The sequence below is a fragment of the Streptomyces sp. TM32 genome, from assembly GCF_004122755.1.
GTDB classification, from domain to species: domain Bacteria; phylum Actinomycetota; class Actinomycetes; order Streptomycetales; family Streptomycetaceae; genus Streptomyces; species Streptomyces sioyaensis.
In genome coordinates, this window is record NZ_SDIG01000153.1 from 1 (window position 1) to 15,951 (window position 15,951).

19 protein-coding genes and 1 pseudogene are annotated in these 15,951 nt (G+C 68.5%); 2 read left to right on the forward strand and 18 right to left on the reverse strand.

Going from position 1 to position 15,951, the window contains the following annotated elements:
* Positions 1 to 82: 82 nt before the first annotated feature.
* Positions 83 to 376: a hypothetical protein gene (locus tag EST92_RS25595; protein WP_129283151.1), complete on the reverse strand. Its 294-nt coding sequence runs from the start codon at positions 374 to 376 to the stop codon at positions 83 to 85.
* 28 nt (positions 377 to 404) lie between these two features.
* Positions 405 to 845 (reverse strand): hypothetical protein, encoded by a 441-nt coding sequence (locus tag EST92_RS31245; RefSeq protein ID WP_154073996.1) that lies wholly within the window; start codon positions 843 to 845, stop codon positions 405 to 407.
* Between the two features lie 406 nt (positions 846 to 1,251).
* Between EST92_RS31245 and EST92_RS25605 the strand changes: the two genes are divergently transcribed.
* Both EST92_RS25605 and EST92_RS32385 read left to right on the forward strand, forming a co-directional pair.
* Positions 1,252 to 1,611, forward strand: coding sequence for a hypothetical protein (locus tag EST92_RS25605; protein WP_129283152.1), 360 nt, complete (start codon positions 1,252 to 1,254; stop codon positions 1,609 to 1,611).
* Between the two features lie 111 nt (positions 1,612 to 1,722).
* Positions 1,723 to 2,080 (forward strand): annotated as a pseudogene (locus EST92_RS32385) (helicase); the annotation flags it as partial.
* 12 nt (positions 2,081 to 2,092) lie between these two features.
* Here the strand turns inward: EST92_RS32385 and EST92_RS25615 are convergent.
* The 16 genes from EST92_RS25615 to EST92_RS25680 all read right to left on the reverse strand — a co-directional run.
* Complete coding sequence (locus EST92_RS25615) at positions 2,093 to 2,797, reverse strand: hypothetical protein (protein WP_129283153.1); 705 nt, start codon at positions 2,795 to 2,797, stop codon at positions 2,093 to 2,095.
* Between the two features lie 8 nt (positions 2,798 to 2,805).
* Entirely contained in the window at positions 2,806 to 3,534 is a 729-nt protein-coding gene (locus EST92_RS25620) for a hypothetical protein (protein ID WP_129283154.1), read from the reverse strand.
* On the reverse strand, positions 3,527 to 4,264 hold the full coding sequence (locus EST92_RS25625) for an ATP-binding cassette domain-containing protein (RefSeq protein ID WP_254069009.1): 738 nt from the start codon (positions 4,262 to 4,264) through the stop codon (positions 3,527 to 3,529). The genes EST92_RS25620 and EST92_RS25625 overlap by 8 nt, the downstream gene beginning before the upstream one ends.
* Positions 4,265 to 4,287: 23 nt before the next feature.
* Positions 4,288 to 4,809: a hypothetical protein gene (locus tag EST92_RS32390; RefSeq protein ID WP_254069010.1), complete on the reverse strand. Its 522-nt coding sequence runs from the start codon at positions 4,807 to 4,809 to the stop codon at positions 4,288 to 4,290.
* A 373-nt stretch (positions 4,810 to 5,182) separates the two neighbouring features.
* A complete protein-coding gene (gene mpaP, locus EST92_RS25635) occupies positions 5,183 to 6,817 on the reverse strand; it encodes a daptide biosynthesis intramembrane metalloprotease (RefSeq protein WP_129283157.1) in 1,635 nt (544 codons plus the stop codon).
* Positions 6,818 to 6,855: 38 nt separating this feature from the next.
* A complete protein-coding gene (locus EST92_RS25640) occupies positions 6,856 to 8,220 on the reverse strand; it encodes a YcaO-like family protein (protein ID WP_129283158.1) in 1,365 nt (454 codons plus the stop codon).
* Positions 8,217 to 9,035, reverse strand: coding sequence for a daptide-type RiPP biosynthesis methyltransferase (mpaM, locus tag EST92_RS25645; protein WP_129283159.1), 819 nt, complete (start codon positions 9,033 to 9,035; stop codon positions 8,217 to 8,219). Before mpaM ends, EST92_RS25640 begins: the two co-directional genes overlap by 4 nt.
* Before the next feature lie 93 nt (positions 9,036 to 9,128).
* Complete coding sequence (locus EST92_RS31250) at positions 9,129 to 9,266, reverse strand: daptide-type RiPP (protein WP_154073997.1); 138 nt, start codon at positions 9,264 to 9,266, stop codon at positions 9,129 to 9,131.
* A 48-nt stretch (positions 9,267 to 9,314) separates the two neighbouring features.
* Positions 9,315 to 9,476, reverse strand: a complete 162-nt coding sequence (locus tag EST92_RS31255) for a daptide-type RiPP (RefSeq protein ID WP_154073998.1) — start codon at positions 9,474 to 9,476, stop codon at positions 9,315 to 9,317.
* Positions 9,477 to 9,551: 75 nt separating this feature from the next.
* Positions 9,552 to 9,710, reverse strand: a complete 159-nt coding sequence (locus tag EST92_RS31685) for a daptide-type RiPP (RefSeq protein ID WP_174244133.1) — start codon at positions 9,708 to 9,710, stop codon at positions 9,552 to 9,554.
* A gap of 220 nt (positions 9,711 to 9,930) precedes the next feature.
* A complete protein-coding gene (gene mpaC, locus EST92_RS25650; RefSeq protein ID WP_129283160.1) occupies positions 9,931 to 11,142 on the reverse strand; it encodes a daptide-type RiPP biosynthesis dehydogenase in 1,212 nt (403 codons plus the stop codon).
* Positions 11,139 to 12,389, reverse strand: a complete 1,251-nt coding sequence (gene mpaD, locus EST92_RS25655; protein WP_129283163.1) for a daptide-type RiPP biosynthesis aminotransferase — start codon at positions 12,387 to 12,389, stop codon at positions 11,139 to 11,141. Before mpaD ends, mpaC begins: the two co-directional genes overlap by 4 nt.
* Before the next feature lie 5 nt (positions 12,390 to 12,394).
* The gene (gene mpaB / locus EST92_RS25660) at positions 12,395 to 13,480 is read right to left on the reverse strand and encodes a daptide biosynthesis RiPP recognition protein (RefSeq protein ID WP_343283809.1); all 1,086 of its coding nucleotides are present in this window, start codon (positions 13,478 to 13,480) and stop codon (positions 12,395 to 12,397) included.
* 196 nt (positions 13,481 to 13,676) lie between these two features.
* Positions 13,677 to 14,192 carry a transposase family protein gene (locus EST92_RS25665; RefSeq protein WP_275540901.1) on the reverse strand — a complete coding sequence of 172 codons (516 nt, stop codon included), beginning with the start codon at positions 14,190 to 14,192 and terminating at the stop codon, positions 13,677 to 13,679.
* A 324-nt stretch (positions 14,193 to 14,516) separates the two neighbouring features.
* Positions 14,517 to 14,702: a hypothetical protein gene (locus EST92_RS25670; RefSeq protein ID WP_129283162.1), complete on the reverse strand. Its 186-nt coding sequence runs from the start codon at positions 14,700 to 14,702 to the stop codon at positions 14,517 to 14,519.
* Positions 14,703 to 15,605: 903 nt separating this feature from the next.
* On the reverse strand, positions 15,606 to 15,951 hold a 346-nt coding region (locus tag EST92_RS25680), incomplete at its 5' end, for a transposase (protein WP_153189049.1).

A 15,951-nucleotide genomic window follows, 5' to 3' on the forward strand; every position in this document is an offset into this window, starting at 1 on the left:
CCGCAGCCCGTAGGGAAGACCGTCAAGCGAGCCGAGACGATCAAGGAACACAAACAGCGGCGAGGTTAAACGGCAAGCTCAGCTACCGACTCACCGCCTGAACGAATTGCGCAGCAGAGTCCGGGTCGGCCTTCGGCCGCCCCGCCGGCGCGGCGAGCGCCGTCTTCGCACCCCGCTCCCGCTGTTCCCGCCAGTTCGTGATCAGTGACGAGTACAGGTCCTCCCGACGCAGCAGAGCTCCCTTGCCCTGCCGGTCCAAGGTCTCGTACTCGGCCAGGATCCTCGCCTTGTACTCCGCGGAATAACGGCGCGGTCCGGTCGAACGGGATTCCACCTGCGGATCCGGGACCTCGTGGTCGTTGGTACTGGTGGCCACTGGGGTACTGCTCCTTCTCCGCCCTCGGTCATCGACTCAATGAATCGTACGGTATGCCCGCCTCGCACCACTTTGACAGAGAGGGAGTTGCCGCCGCGCACCTGGTTGGACGTGAGAGGCCGCTCGGCGCCTGGGTCGGGTGGCCCGATGAAGCGGGCCTGCGGCCCAGAAGCGGGGTCTTGCTCTTCGGCTGCGTGAGCGGTTGCCGGGCGGGCGGTGAGGCAACGGGCGCTTTGGGCTGGTGGCCGGCCACCAGCACGGTCAGCGGTGCGTGCAGGATCCTGGTCTGTCCCAGGAGAGCGACCAGGCCGGTATCGGCGAGGTCACGGGTGGTCTTCACCGCCGCGCGCACGCCCACCAGGTCCCCGGTGGACAGCGGGAGGTGCCCGATCTCCCGGAAGGTCACAGGGCGGTTGGCAGCCGAGGCCCAGGCCAGGTAAGCGAAGATCCGCAGTTCCAGCGGAGACATCTTCCCGATCTCGGCCGGTGCCTGATCCGGCGGATCCGCCCGTCATCGGTGGTTCCGGGCGCGGCGGTGAACCCGAACCGCGCCCGCGTCTCGACGGTAAGGCCGCCGACGGCCGGCGGTTGTGCACGGCGCGGTCGCTGAACGCCGACGGACCACATCGTCTGCACGCTCAGTGCCGGACACTGCGACCCGGACGACAAGCCGCCCTTCAGGGACGGGAAGCCGGGCGGCCGGCACAGGACGGATGCGTCGATCTGGAACGACTCGGGCGAGGCCTGCATTCCGCACGCGGCCCTCTGACAGACCACAGGAATTCAACGCTCCGCTGCACCCCTTCAGCCGGGGGCGCCACGCGCGTCAACTGCCCAACACTCACCGGACAGGATTCCTGCGGAAGGATCGACCCATGACCGACCACATCCCCGCCGCTCACGCCAGGGCTGCCGCTGACGCCATCCGCTCCCTCAACCACGCCACCCTCAGCCCCGGCGGCCGGGACGGCTGGCAGTACCCCGCCGACGCGTACAGCGTCATCGCAGGCCTTGACCAGATGGCCGGCGGACTGGGGCAGTCCCTCGAACAGGTCTGGCTGCTGCTCGTAGGCATCACCGGTGACAACCACATCCGAAGCGACCGCGGCGACGTCACGACTGACCTCTCCGCCGCACGGAACGCCCTCTTCGACGCACATGCCGCCGTCGACCAGCTCGTCGTCGCGCTCAGCCGCGCCCACTCTGCTATCAGCACGCTTGCTTGGGACGAGTGACCTGAGCATCGTGCCCGGGGTGACCGTGCACGGGGCGGACGCGGACGGTGGCTGGAGCAGCAGCGGCAGCAGCCGGTTTCGGACACGCCGAGCGCCGAGCAGCGCGACCAACTGACAGGGAAGACGATCACCGCTGCCTCATCCGCGCTGGAGTGCCTCCCAGGCGAGCGGATCCTAGTCATAGCGCCAACCCTGGATCTGCTGGTACAGACCGTCGAGGCGTGACGCCTCATCGGGCACCGCCCCCTCTGGTCGCGGCGGTGTGCTCGTTGGAGACGGACGAGGTCCTGGAGCGGCTGGGGGTGCGCACCACCACCAACCCGATCCAGCTCGCCCTGCGGGGCGGGGAAGGGACCCGTGGTCGTGTTCGCCGCGTACGCCTCTCTGGTGGACCGGGAGGACGTCGAGGCACCCGAGGCCACGCAAGGTGCGTGGGCCGCTGGAGGCCGCCCTGGCAGGCGGAGAGCGCCGCCGGAAACAGTCACAGGTCGCTGGAGCGGAATCGTGCCCGGGCGAGTGCGCCGGCCGCGATGAGCCAGACGGCGACGGTCGCAGCTCCGCATTGTGGCGACGGCCACGGTCCCGTTGTTCCGGGAGTCAGGGCCAATTGCCCTCCCAGTGGCAGAAGCCGGGCACCATGGGGCCAGGTTCCTGCCAGGGGCACGGCGACCAGTAGCGAAGTGGGCACTGCGAAGAAGGCCACGAGGTGGTGTTTGATAAGGGAGCCGAGCAGTACACCCCAGACCGCGGCTGATGCGCTCGCCCCCACGGCCCCTGGAACAGTCCCGGCGGAGAGCCCGGTGTCTCCCGTGCCCAGACGCAGGATCACAGCCAGCACGGTGGTGCCGGCCAGGCCGATGAGCGCTCCGCCGACCGCCGCCGACGCCGCCTTGCACCAGAGCACCTCCGTGCGTGGTCCGATCAGTACGGAACGGGCCACTGCCCCGGTGCGGTACGAGTTGGTGAACCGGGCCGAGCCGTAGACTGCGGCCAGTACCACCAGCGTGACCATGGCTGCACCGAGTTGACCCCGTGCCAGACGGAAGAGTGCCTCATCCGGCGCGCCTGCGGTATCGGGCAGTCCCGATACGGTGCCCAGCGCCGGAATCGCCAGGAAGGCCAGGGCGCCCGCCAGGATGTAGTCATGGCGGAGCATGGACAGTTCGGCTCTCAGCTGTTTCCTCACCGTGGCCCCTAGACGGCTTCGCGTCGCTGGACGAGCCTGCGGGCCGCTACGGTAGCCACCGCGGTCCACAGCAGGAACAGCAGCGCACTTTCCGGAGCCGGCAGCAGTCCTTTCACCGGAATCTGTGCGAGCCCGGCCAGCGCGCCGCCAGGCAGGAACCTGGCCACTTCGGGTGCGTTGAGGAGCAGGGGGAATTCAACCGCGAGGGGGAACAGCAAGACCACCGCTGTAGTGGGATAGTACCCGCGGATGATCCAGGCGACCGACGCACCCCACAACCCCGCGAGGCCAGATCCCCACACCGTGCCGGCCGCCGCGCCCCACAGCTGCCCGTCGACGACCGGGCTCAGTCCCTGGGTGCAGAGTACGGCCCAGGTCCCGAACGCCCACGCCGCCACGCCTATGGCTCCGGCTGACAACCCTCCGACCACGGCTGTCAGGGCCTTGGCCACGAAGACCCGGGTCCGGCCGTGCTGGAGGAAAGCCCGCAGGACGGACTTGTAGTAGTACTCCCGGGTCACGACATAGCTGCCGAGGAACATGGCGGCGACCATGCAGCTGGCGGCCGCCCCGAACACCGTGCGGGTCGCCGCCCGGTCACCGAGGGACGTCAGCTCATCGAGCGATGGCCCTGCACACAGGAGGATCGCAGGTGAGGCGATGGCGTAGGCGAAGAGTCCCAGCATCGCGTACCCGCTGCGCGTTTTGAGCAGTTCTGCCCGCAGTGCTTCACGCATGTGCGTCCTCCAGCAAGCCGAAGTAACTCTCCTCAAGGTCGTGTGTGCCGCTTTTGGTCAGCCCGTCGAGTGGCCCGGCGAACAGGGACCGACGACGGATGACCACCAGCTCGTCCACCGTCTGAGCGATCTCCGCCAGTTGATGATTGGAGAGCAGGACGGATCCGCCGGCCTCCGCATGACGGCGTAGGAGCCGCCGCAGCCAGCGGATGCCCTCCGGGTCCAGCCCGTTGGCCGGCTCGTCGAGCACCAGGAGCTCGGGCTCCCCGATCAGGGCGGTCGCCAGGCCGAGCCGCTGCCGCATGCCCGTGGAGTACTTTCCGACGCGCTTGCCGCCCGCCTGTGTCAGTCCGACCTCGTCCAGCACGGTGTCGACGCGTGTCTTCGGCATTCCTGCCGACAGGGCGCAGATCTCCAGGTGTCGTCGTCCGGTGATGCCGGTCTCGAATCCCACGCCGTCCATGTGGACCCCGACATGCCGCGCCGGTGCATGGATGTCCTCGAACCGGCGGCCGAAGAGGGTCGCGGTCCCCGAGGTGGGTCGCAGTAGTCCGACCAGCCCTCGCAGCGCGGAGCTCTTTCCCGCACCGTTGGGGCCGAGCAGGCCGACCACTGTCCCGGGGTGCACGTCGAACGTGAGGTCCTCCACGACGGTGCGGTCGCCGTACTGCTTGGTGAAGCCGCTGAACTGGACAACTGGGGCCGGCTCATGACGTGTTCCGTCGCTCAATGCGTTTCCTTTCTCGTATGTGTTCATCGGTCACGGGCCAGCAGGTGGTCGGCCAGCTGGTGCAGCGGTCCGACCAGATCGGCGAACTCGCCTCCGTCAGCGCGACTCAGCAGCCTTGTGATGGCAAACAGCTGGGAACGCACCCCGTCCGGGGTGTCAAGTATGTCCGCGAAGGTCGCACGGACCCGCCGGGCCGTGTGGGGCGCCAGAAGCGACCGGCAGTACAGGCCGGCCGCGTCATAGCCTGCTGGTGCGCTGCCCCAGCCCTCCCAGTCCACCAGCGCGAACTCACTGTGGTGGAGGTTGTTCCAGTGCAGATCGCCGTGTGCCGTCGTCCAGCTGGTGACAGTCGGATCGATCCGGTCGCCGAAGAAGACCCTCAGTCGACGGGTCATCGTGGCCTGGTCGGTTGCCTGCCGGTCGGTCGGCTGTACGGCGAGGCATTCGAGGGAGCGGTGCAACTCGCTCCACCACATGTCCGGCAGCGCCACCTCGGTCCGCAGCTCCTGTGTGGGGGAACACGGTTCGCCCGGAACCAGGGTCATCAGCTCGGCCCGCAACCGTAGCGGCCCGCTGTCCCATTCCCGTGTTCTCAGCACATGGGGGCGGGTGACGCCCTCAAGGACACCCGCAGACTCGTTCCCCTGCCACCAAGGGCCACGTGCCCATTCGGGCCTGGCCCACACAATTCGCAACCAGCGGTCGCCCTGCTCCGTCGCGACACGTGATCCGGCGGACCGGCTCTGCCAGCCGATGAGCGGATCGTCTTCCGGCTCTGCCTCGAAGTGCGAGGCTGCTTCGGTCAGTGCGTCCAGAAGAACTGCGCGCTGCGTAGTTGACGAGGTCATGGCTCTCTTCGCTTTCGATGATGCGGCCCGGCTCCGGGCTCTGCCGCGTATGGGCCGGGAAGACGGACGGTCACTGCCCCAGCACCTTCAAGGGCGGCGCCAGGTAGGTACGCCAGACCCACACCGCGGCGGGCACCGATTCGTCGCCGACCAGTGCCCGGCCGGTATCGGGAGCATCCGGACGCCACCCTCCGTCCACCGTCAGGGGGTAGGTGGTTGCCGGCAGACGGGTGGCTGTGGAGCCCACGGCGAGAAAGGCCGTGACCGGAGCCGTTGCGGCGCGGGGCATATCCCGCTCCACGACCGCTGTGCCCACCGTGCTGTGCAGCACCAGCCCCTGGGTCTCCAGCCGCACCCGCACGCCGGCACGGATCCGGCCGGTGTCACCGCCCTCCGGGAGTACGAGGTGGACGCCGTCGGCGTCGGCGACATAACCGGCCATGATCTTGTACGGGACGTGGATGAAGGCGGCAGCCGCGGCGCTCACGGAGACCAGCAGCCCGCCGACCACGACCAGTCGCAGCCGGTTGGCGCCGTTGGCCCAGCTCTCGCGTAGCGCCCGCCACCCGGCACGGCCGGCTACCCAGCCGATCAGCCCGAGCAGGGCCAAGCAGATGACGGCGGTGGCCACGCCTGTACCGGCGAGTCCGGAAATCCAGCGGCGCAGGGCCACCGACACCAGCACGACGGGAAAGAGCATGCAGGCCAGTCCGTACGCCACCGCCCAGCGGAATTGCGGGAGTTCACTTTCGTAGCGGCTCCCGAAGAGCCGGGCGGACAGCATGTGCCGGGCGTCCGTGGTGGCTTTGGACCGCAGGTTCGGGACGTCGAGATGGCCCACCAGGGCGAAGTAGCCGTCCAGCTTCACCAGCGGTACGAGGTTGGCGAGGCCCAGGAAGTAGCAGGTCATGGAGAACAGGAGCATCCCGCGCTCAAAGGTCCCGGCGGGAGCCGCGAAGGCCGTCCAGGCAGCCAGTGCCCCCAGCACGCAGTGCACGATGATCCCCGCGAGGGCCACCGCCACCCGCTGCTGACGTCGCGGGAGCCGCCAGCCGTCGCTGACATCGCAGAAGAGGGCCGGGGTGAGATAGAAGAGCATGACGCCCAGACGGTGCGGGCGGCCGCCGAAGTGCGTGAGCACCGCCCCGTGTCCCAGCTCGTGCAGAACGGTCGCCAACCCCATGGCCAGCGACAGCGCAGCCGCAGTGGTGAGCGGCATCGGGGACGCAAGAACATCCATCACCTTGTTGCCGAGCAGCCCGAGGGCGAGCAGCCCGGTCAGGGCGAGCAGGACCGCGAGTGCCAGTCCTGCCCGCCCGATGACGACCCTCAGCGCTGTGCGGGTGACGGCGAGGAGCCTGGAGGGGTCGAACAGTGTGACCTGCACGGTGAGCGGCGGCCGGAAGGCGATGCGCCGCCGCTTGGCGGGACGGCGTGCGTTGTCGTCGAGCAGCCCCGCGGCGGCGATCCGCTCGATGACCCGGTCCAGCGCCGACCCGGTCCATGGCTCGCCGAGGGCGGCGAGGAGGGCTGCGCGGTCGCGCTGGCCGTCGATCAGTGCCAGGACCCTGGCAATGTCGGCGCTCACCCGAGCGCGGGGCTGGTCTGCCACGGTGATGACCCACGGCAGGTCGCTGGTTGCAGGGGCGCAGACGTTCACGTCCGGGGCCAGTCTGGGGTGGCGGGCGATGGCCCCGGCAGACATCTCGTGTTCTCCGAACTGGTGGTGGTGTGAGCCAGGGCTCAGATGAGGGGGTGCGCGAGGCCGTAGGGGATGTCTCGCGCAGCCACCGTCGCGGGACGGCCGGTGCGCCGGGCGGCGCTGCGGATCCGGTCGTGCGCCCAGCCGAACTCGTGTCGTTCGTCCATCCGCAGCCCCTGGTAGCCCTGGCAGATGACCTTGACCGCAGCCCATCCCAACGCGCGCAGAGAGGGGGGGAGCCGGTCGGTGAGCTGCACCACGACGGGGTCGGCGCCGTCAGCCACGAGGGCGGCTACCAGTTCGTCCCGAGTGGGGCTGGCGTGGGGAGCGGTCCAGGGTTCGGGGGTGAAGTGCCGCGTCCAGCGTTCGAGGGCGTCCACTGCGTCAGGGGTGGTCCAGGTCCATGCGCGGTCGACGTCGTGGCGAACCACCGCGGGACGCACCTTTGGCGGCGTCAGATGCTCTGTGAAACGGCGGAGCAACCCATGGATCTGGAGTGCCTCTTGCAGTGCGCCGAGCAGATTGCGTATGCCGTCTCCCGACGCCTTCGCGCCGACGGCGCCGCTCTGCCCTCCGCCCGAACGGTCGACGATCACACAGACCACGCACTCCACAGACGGCATACAGGTGGGTATCCGTGCGAACACCGGTTCCAGAGCCGCGGCGCGCGCGGCATCGACAAGTGTCCGAAGGCTTCGCACGTCCCCTGATGAGGCTTCGCCGGCCGTCGCCCGGTCGATGTCCACGGCCGCCAGGGCAAGTTGGGCCGCCCACGCAACGGTGACGGCATCCCGTTCGATGATCTCCAGCAGGGCTGACCGAGTGGCGCTTTGCGTGCCGGCTCCCGACGCGGCACCGGACGGGGAGGGGTCGAACAGGCTTCGCGCGTCCGTTGCCGCGATCACACCCCCGTCCCTGTCCGGACCCGGACCACTTCTGCTCAGGTCGTCATCCGTGCCGTCCGCGCCGTTCCAGTCGACGAGCGGGGCAGGGATGAGGAAGGGGGCGTCATCGGCGAGCCGTGTGCCCCGGTACCAGTCCAAGGGCACTGTCCTCGCGTCCGGGTGCCCGAGTACCGCTCCAGGCGCGGCGAACTGCAAGGCTTCCCGGCCCAGCTCTCCGGCGAGGGCGCGTACCGGGTGTGGGCCGCGCCCGTGGCGCGGCACCAGAGCAAACCGTTCCACCGCCTCACCCGCGCCGCGCTGGAGGGCGCTACGCCTGCTCACGTCGTACGCACCGACGAGATGCAGCGGATAGTCCTGGGCTGTCCGTGTCTGTCCACCCGTGTCCAGAAGTCCGATGTCCACCATGACGCGCCACAGGGGCTCTTGAGGTCCCGAAGGCGGCAGCACCGACCAGGAGCGGGCCAACGCGGTGTCATCGAGAGTGCGCAGCGGGTGTGTCACAGGGCGCACTCCAGAAGTGATACGCGGTAGTCGTGAGCCGCGTCACCGGCCACGGGGTACCGGCCGAGCAGCCGCAGCCCTGCCGTAGCCAGCTCCCCGCGCAGTTCGTCCACCGTCACCACGTGCGTACGGGAGGTGAAGAGTTCGTTCTTCACCACGGCACCCTGGGTGACGGTTTGCCGCAGCACACTGATGGACCGGACATTGCGGCCCGTGTCCAGGTGCTCGGTGAGCAGGTGCAGCGCAGGGTGCTCACCGTTCTCGCCGATCACCAGCTGGACGGACTCCGTAACCTGGCCGCTGGTGCCGGTGGGCTCCAGAGTGGTCAGCAAGAAGCGTCCGTCCCCTGAGAGGTGGTCGGCGACCCGCGCGAAGAGCCTGCCGCGGTCCCTGCGGTCCAGCAGGGTCACGGACGTGGCACCGAGCACCACGAGTCCAAAGTGCCGGCCCAGTGAGAATGCCGTCATGTCCGCCTCGACGAGTTCGACCCGGGGCCCGGCGGCGGGTGTGTCCCCCAAGGACTGCTGGAGCAGCCGCAGCATCTCGGCAGAGGAGTCGAGAGCCACGATGTCGTGCCTGAGGGCGCGTAGCGGCAGGGTAAGCCGCCCTGCCCCGCAGGCGAGGTCGAGAACCGGGCCGGCACCACCACGCGCGACCCGCAGGATCTCCCGGATTTCGGAGCGGTCGCCCTGAGTGAGGGCGTGGTACATGCGGGAGCCCTCCGGGCTGTAGATGTCCTGAACGGGAAGAGAATCCCCGAATACCCCCACAAGCCGGCCCGCGGCTCCCGTGGGCTGCTCCGCTGTCTTCGCCATTGCTTTTCCGCTCACATCGTTCAGACGGTCGGCCGGCCCCGATGGCACCGGTGACGACGGCACCGGCCGACTACATGCTCATTCACTCGCTGATCAGGTGGTGGCTATCCCCACGAGGATGCCGCCGATCACGACGATCTTGGTCGCCTTGTCCGTGAAGGAAGGGGCCGCCATGTCCTCAAGCTCCTCGAAGCTCAGGTCCAGGTCGAGCCCGTCGGTCTTCCCGTTCATATTTCACCCCCTATTTCGCTGGTGTGCCTTATCCATGTCGGGCGGGCATCAGGTGATCGCCAGGGCGCCGAGGCCGGCAACGACCCCCACCTTCACGCCGGCGTACCAGGTCCAGAAGTCAGGAGCGTCCATCGTTTCGAGCTCCTCGAAACGGAAGTTCAGTGCTGCGCCCTCCCCAAGGTCGGCCGCAGCGGTGTGCTGCTCATTCATCAAAGTGTTCACCTCCCTTCGCCTCTTTGCGGGTGTGTCTGTCGCCCGTGATCCAGGCCGTGACGTGCCGGGGCATCAGGTGATGGCCACGCCGATACCCACCATCGTCCCGCCGACGATCACGCCGTCGAGGAAGTCGTCCCAGTTGTCGCCGGGTGCCTCGATCGCCTCCAGCTCCTCGAACGTGAGGTTCAGGGCGGATCCGGCGGAGGTCTCGATCACTGCTCCGGTCATATGTTTCACCTCCTTTCAGCTCGGCTCGCGGTCGTTTCGTCACGTCGACCACGCCGCGAGAAAACAAGTCCGATCAGCGTGAGCTGAGCGCCGATCAGAAGTACTTGGAGCACCGTCCTGACGGAGTCGGGAAGCCCGAGAGTCCGCCACAGGGACAGGAGCACGAAGCCCATGCCCGGTATCAGCAGGAGCAGAAGCCTGGTGTCGGTGCGCTTGGAAGTCATGTGAGTCTCTCCGGTTCCCAGTCGGGGGACGGCATACAGAGGGCCTGCGCGAACAGCGAGCGGATATCCGCATGACTCACTCCGCCGAGCATCGGCAGCCTCCCTCCCCAGCTCGCCACCGCGCGGCGCGTGGCCCGGTCGAGCACCGCGGCGGTCGTCGGCGAAGGAGTCTCGAGCCGCCACCGCAGCACGAGGGCTGTGATGCCCTCCACCGGGTCGATGGGCAAATCCGGCAGGGTGGTGCGAACCCACGACCACACGATGCGCAGGCGCCGTGCGTCGCCGAATCTGCGGTCGCCGTCACGAATCCGCTGCCACACGGCGGGCAGGATGGCGGCGGTGGCCGTCATCTTCCGCACGCCGAGCACGGTGGAGAGTTCGTTGGCGAGGTACCAGTGCTTTGCCGCGTAAGGAGGACGCCCGGCCAGTGCCCAGCCCGTGTGCGTGGTGGTGCTCAACCACGCGGTAGTGAGCCGCACTTCAGCGGTGGCGTCTCCGTTCAGGAGCCGCTCGCCCGCCTCGGCCAGCCGGACGACCAGTCCGACAGCCGCGTCGTCCGCATGCGGCAGACCGGGCTCTTCGCCCAGCGCGCTGCCCACGACCCGCAACAGCGCTTCCAGCACGCCCTCGGCCAGCAGCTCCCGCGGCAGGGTCTTGGTATGGGCCGAGTCGAGCACCGCGATGTCGGGACGCAGTTGTTCACCGGAGACGAGGCGCTTGCCCTGAGGCGACGGCAGGCAGGCCACCGCACTTGCCTCGGCACCGGTCCCCACCGTGGTCGGCACGAGCACCCGCAACGGACCCGTGGGCGCCGGCGCCGAGGGGGGCACCGACGGCAGCAGGATCAGCCCGGAGCGGGGGGACCTGGCGCGCAGCAGCGGAAGGGTCCGAGGGTCTGCAGCCGCCAGGCAGGCCAGCTTCACCAGGTCGAGTGTGCTTCCGCCACCGAGCCCGACAACAGCCGTGCACCGCAAGGCCGCCATCCGCTCGGTGAGCGCGGCAACGGAATCGGTTCCCGACCACGTGGACGGCACGGTCTCCACATGCAGCGACGCGAGGTCCCGCCGCACCCCGTGGGCCCGCTCGGCGAGCACCTCGTCCACCACCAGGACGGGGCGGCGGCCCAGCGGCAACCGCGCCAGGACCGCAGCGGTGACGCCGTGGCCCGCGCGCACCTCCGTACGGCACGCCCAGCGATCAAAGATCACAGCAGAACCTCAGCGGCCCGGTCGAGCCCCGCGGTGAGCAGGGTCTCCAGCTCCTCCAACTCGGCACCGGTGTACACGAGCGCGGGAATGAGCTGAATGCAGCTCGGCCCCGGCTGCACCACGACGCCGACCTCCCTCATGGCCGAAACCACCCGCAGCACGCCGTCATGAGGCAGGTCCGCACCCTCCAGCGACAGCCGCACAGCCCGGAAGCAGCCCATCCCCCGGACACCAGCGACCAGGGAATGGCCCAGCAGCCGCGACAGCATGGCCTCCAGGCGGCCGCTCAACGCTACCGCCCGCTCAACGGCGGACAGCCGTTCCATCTCGGCGATGGTCGCCATGATCGCGGCACAGGTGGAAGGCGTACCGGCCTGGGTCTCACCGTGCACCAAAGGGGAGGCAGACTGCTCGAAAGCGGCGCTCACACCGTACGAGACCAGGACGGCCGCGGCCGCGCAGGTGCCGTTGGTCAAGCCCTTCGAGGTGATCAGCAGATCGGGGCGGGGCGACCACCGCTCGGACGCGTAGTACATCCCGGTGCGACCGAACCCTGTCGCCACCTCATCCGCGACCAGAAGAAAACCATGCTCGCGGCGGAGTTCCTGCAGCACCGTCAAAAATTCCTCGGACAGCGGGAAAGCACCGGAACCAAGGACCGGTTCCACGACCACGGCCGCGATCCGGTGGCCCTCTCGCCGGAGCAACGCCGCCAGCTCAGCGCCCTGATCCTGATGGGTGACATGCCGTACCAGTCGCTGGTCGACTCCGTAGAGCGCCTGCCCCAGCTGCTCGCCGGTCAATCCGTGGCTTCCGTAGGTCAGCCCGTGATAGCTGCCCTTGAGCCCTACTACGACCCGTCGGTGGTCGTCTCCATGCAGCGTCCAGTACTGGCGGACGAGTTTCATGGTGAGATCGTTGGCTGCACTGCCTGATGTGGAGAAGACGGTCCTTGCATACTGTTCGGGCCCGCAGACCTCCAAAAGGGCGCCGGCGGCCGCGATAGCGGGGGCGTGGGAGGTCCGGAACAAAGACAGGTACGAAGCCTCGGCCAGGGCCGTGGACACAGCATCGGCCACTGCGCGGTTGCCGTATCCGAGGTTGACGTTCCACAGGCCACTGGTTGCGCACAGCGCCCAGCTTCCGTCCCCATAACGAATCCGCACGCCCTCAGCAGCCACCGCGATACGTTCCGCAGGATCCGCCTCACCGGGCGCGGACAACAGTGTCCACAGCGGGTGGGGCATGGACTTCACCGGCCGGCCCCCTCGGGGATGACCGCGGGGCCGCCGATCCGGATACCAGCGTGGCGGCACTGCGCTTCGACGGCATCGATGGCTTGCCTGGCCACGGACACAGGCATCCCCAGCAGTGCGACCGCGCTGCCCTCCGCCGCACTGCGCGAGCCGGCCGTCACGACCAGTTCGACCAAGCGGGCGGCATCGCAACCGAGACGGAACCAACGCCCGGAGACGGTGTCGTTCAGCAACGCCTCCGTCTCGTTCCACAGGAGCAAGGGAGCCTCGACGGGCTCCACCCTCCCCACGTCCAAGCCCTCCACCATCCGGCCGCCGAACCCGGACACCCGATGGACCGAACCGTCCTGCCGTGTCGCCCGGAGCGCTTCAAGTGCACGGATGTAGCGGGGCAGCCAGGGCCGTTCCACCAAGGCGTCATAGACGACATCGCACGACACAGCGCTGTGCAGATCGCCCACGCCGCCCCGGGGCAGCTGGCGAGCCGCCTCTTCAAGCTCCGCGAGCGAGTCGGCCACCGTGCCCAGTACAGCCCCGCCCGCTGACGGGCGTACCTCTCCGTCCGCCGTCACATGCAAACGGAGCAGGTCACCGGCCGTTGTGGGCTGCAAGAACCCGAGTGGGCCCTTGTCGGCGAGCAGTACGGAAGGGTGCGCGAGCTGCTCCACGAACACGCCCTGGTCGTATGCGAGATCGGCGTCCTGAAGGAACGCCTTCCAGTCGGCCTCATTCATGATCCTGACAACGGTGAGACCCACGACCGGGAGATAGGCAGCCGCCAGATAGTCCTGGAGCTCAACCGCGTAGGCGCCTTCCACCAACATCTCGTCCCCCGCCTCGCAGAACCGGCCGGAGTAGCGCACCACAGTGACCGCCGTGTCCGGGCCGTCGACGCCTTCAGCTCCGTCCGGGGCGATCACGACGTCACCAGCGTCCGCGAGGTGCCGTACCGCTGTCAGGTGGTCAGCCGACTCCAGGAAGAAAACACGGCCCGGGAGATTCTCCCGACGCCCCCCGACCCACTGCGCGAGACATCCCGCAATGGTCCTGCCATCAGCCTGAACAGCCACCGCTTCCCCCATGTCAGTACACCCCGTCGGCTCCACTCACCCCAGCAGGCAGAATCAATATCAGCTGCCATCAACTCAACACAAAACCGAATTCTCATACATATGGCGTCGCAGCAACACAAGTCAGATCATTCTCAACAGTTTTGACCAGCCGTCACACACCGGTACCTACCAGGACTGTGACAAGCGTCACCGCTCCCGGCGCGCTTCAGCGCGCCCGTGCGGAGACCTGAGTCGACGCGAGGTAACGACCTTGGGGGAAATTGGCTTTCGGACAGGCTGGCCTGGCGGTTCGGCTGGTGGTTGATTCAGCGGGCTGCCGGGCGGACGGCCACGAGTTCCGTGCTCGTTGATGCGGCGGGTGGGCCTGTGGGCGGATGGGTCGGAGACCAGGGAGGCGATCGCGAAGTGGGTCACGGCGTCCGGTGAAGCGGCGCAGCGGTGCCCACTGGCGGAGTTCAGCGTTGGTGTGCTCGACGCAGATCCGGGCCGAGGACTGGCGTCGGCGTGCCTCGTTCCAGACCCGCTTGTCGCCGTCGCATGCCTCGTCCTTGGGTCTCTTCGGCGGGGCGGTGACCTGGTGGGGGAACTCCTTGGCCAGGCCGAGGTACGCGGTGTCGACCTTTGCCTTCACCTTCGGGCGTTGGCGGAACTGTTCGGCGATGCCCTCGGTGCGCACGGCGGTCTGGTCGTGCATGCGCCCCGGCCGGGCGGTGCCGGACACAGCATGCGGCCCTGGTGGTCGCTGAAGGTGGTGGTCTTGATGGTGTTCTGCTTGCGCTTGCCGGAGATGAACGCCCGGCGCCCCGGACGTCCCGCCCGCGGACGGCGGACCTGGGTCTCCGCGCCGTCGAGCCGCAACTCGCCGCGTCCGGCGGATACAGCGATCGAGCAACCCGACGCCACGGAGGCCACCCTGGCGGCGCCGGTCGTTCCGCCGACAGCGCAGGTCCCGAGCCCCACCCCCGCGACGGAAGGCCGGCCGCGGGGGTGGGGCGCGTTCGATTCGCTCGAACGGTTCCTTCCAGATTTGGAAGGAACTCCTTCCCTACTGCTGGGGCGCCTTGCGGTCGCGGTCCTTCATCCAGCGGACCAGGGCTTGGTAGACCCGGGTGTCGTCGGGATCGGCGAAGGCTTCGGCAAGGGCGCGGTTCAGCTCCCGCCGCGGGATGCGGCCGCGCTTGAGGTCGTTGGCCAGCTGCAGGGCCCGTTGACCGACCGCCTGGCGCAACACCGCGTCGGCCGGCTCCTCCTGGTCGTCGTCCCAGGGCGAAGTCCACGATCTGGGTCAGCTCGCCCAGATGCCCGGGGGCGTACACACCCGGGGCTGTCTCGATGGTGCGCGTGATGGCAGACTTCTCCTGCAACGGACTCCCGGTGATCTTCTTGCTCAACACAAGTTGATCTATCAGGACGTCCCGTTGCGCCGTTCACCAAGGGTTGACCTACGACTCAAGATCCAAACGCAACGGTGTTGCCCTTTCCTCCTGACCTTGATCACCAAGGCCAGAATGAGATGAAGATCCACAAATGGGTGAGAAGCCGTTGTCTTTCCGGATGTGAGCGTTGAGTTTCCGCTGTTCAGGCATGGTTTCGGTGGCGTTGCGGGAGAGTTCGGGCGTTCAGTCCGTTCTCGGTGATGTGGAGATGACCGATGCCGTCGGTGATGGGGTTGTTGGAGGAGCGGGAGGCGGTTGCCCGGGTGCGGGCGGAGGAGCTTCGCGTCGAGCTGGAGCGGATCACTGCTGAACTCGCGGACGCGGAGGCGGTGTTGGAACGGCGGGTGATCGCCCGGACGGAACTCGCCGAGGCTCTGGCTGGTGGGGGCGAGGAGGTGCAGGCTTCTGATGCCGGTGTGCGGGAGGCGCCTGCCGTGAGCGAGAAGGCCCCGGCCCCGGTGGTGGGGTCCGTCGTGCCGCGCTGGCACGAGGCGGCGGCGTTGGACGCGCTCGCGGTGGACTACCGGCGGATCGTCGAGCTGGTGGAATCCGGGGCGGGCGGGGGCGAGGGGGTCTCGGCGAGACAGCTCGCCGCCGGGCTTCGGCTGGAGCTGGTGCCCGGGAAGATCGAGGGGTGCGCTCGAAGGCGAGGCGGCTGGCCGAGCGGGGCTGGCTGGCAGCGTCGCCGACGGGCCGGTTCACGCCGCGTGAGCCCATCTCGACTGCTCATGCTTCGTCCCAGAAGCCGTCCGGGCGAGGCGTGGGCTCATGAGCATGGCCATCGAGAAGTAGACGAACGCCTCGCTGGAAGCGGGCAGAGTCTCGAAGTCCCGCACCAGACGCCGCGAGCGCATCAGCCACCCCAGTGTCCGCTCCACGCACCACCGTCTGGGCAGCACCACGAACCCTGACATGTCGTCCGAGCGTTTCACGATCTGCAGGGTGAGCTGGAGTTTCTCCTTTGCCCAGTCGACCAGACGGCCGGTGTATCCGCCGTCGGCCCACACCAGAACGATCTTGCGGAACCGGGCCCGCAGGCAGGGC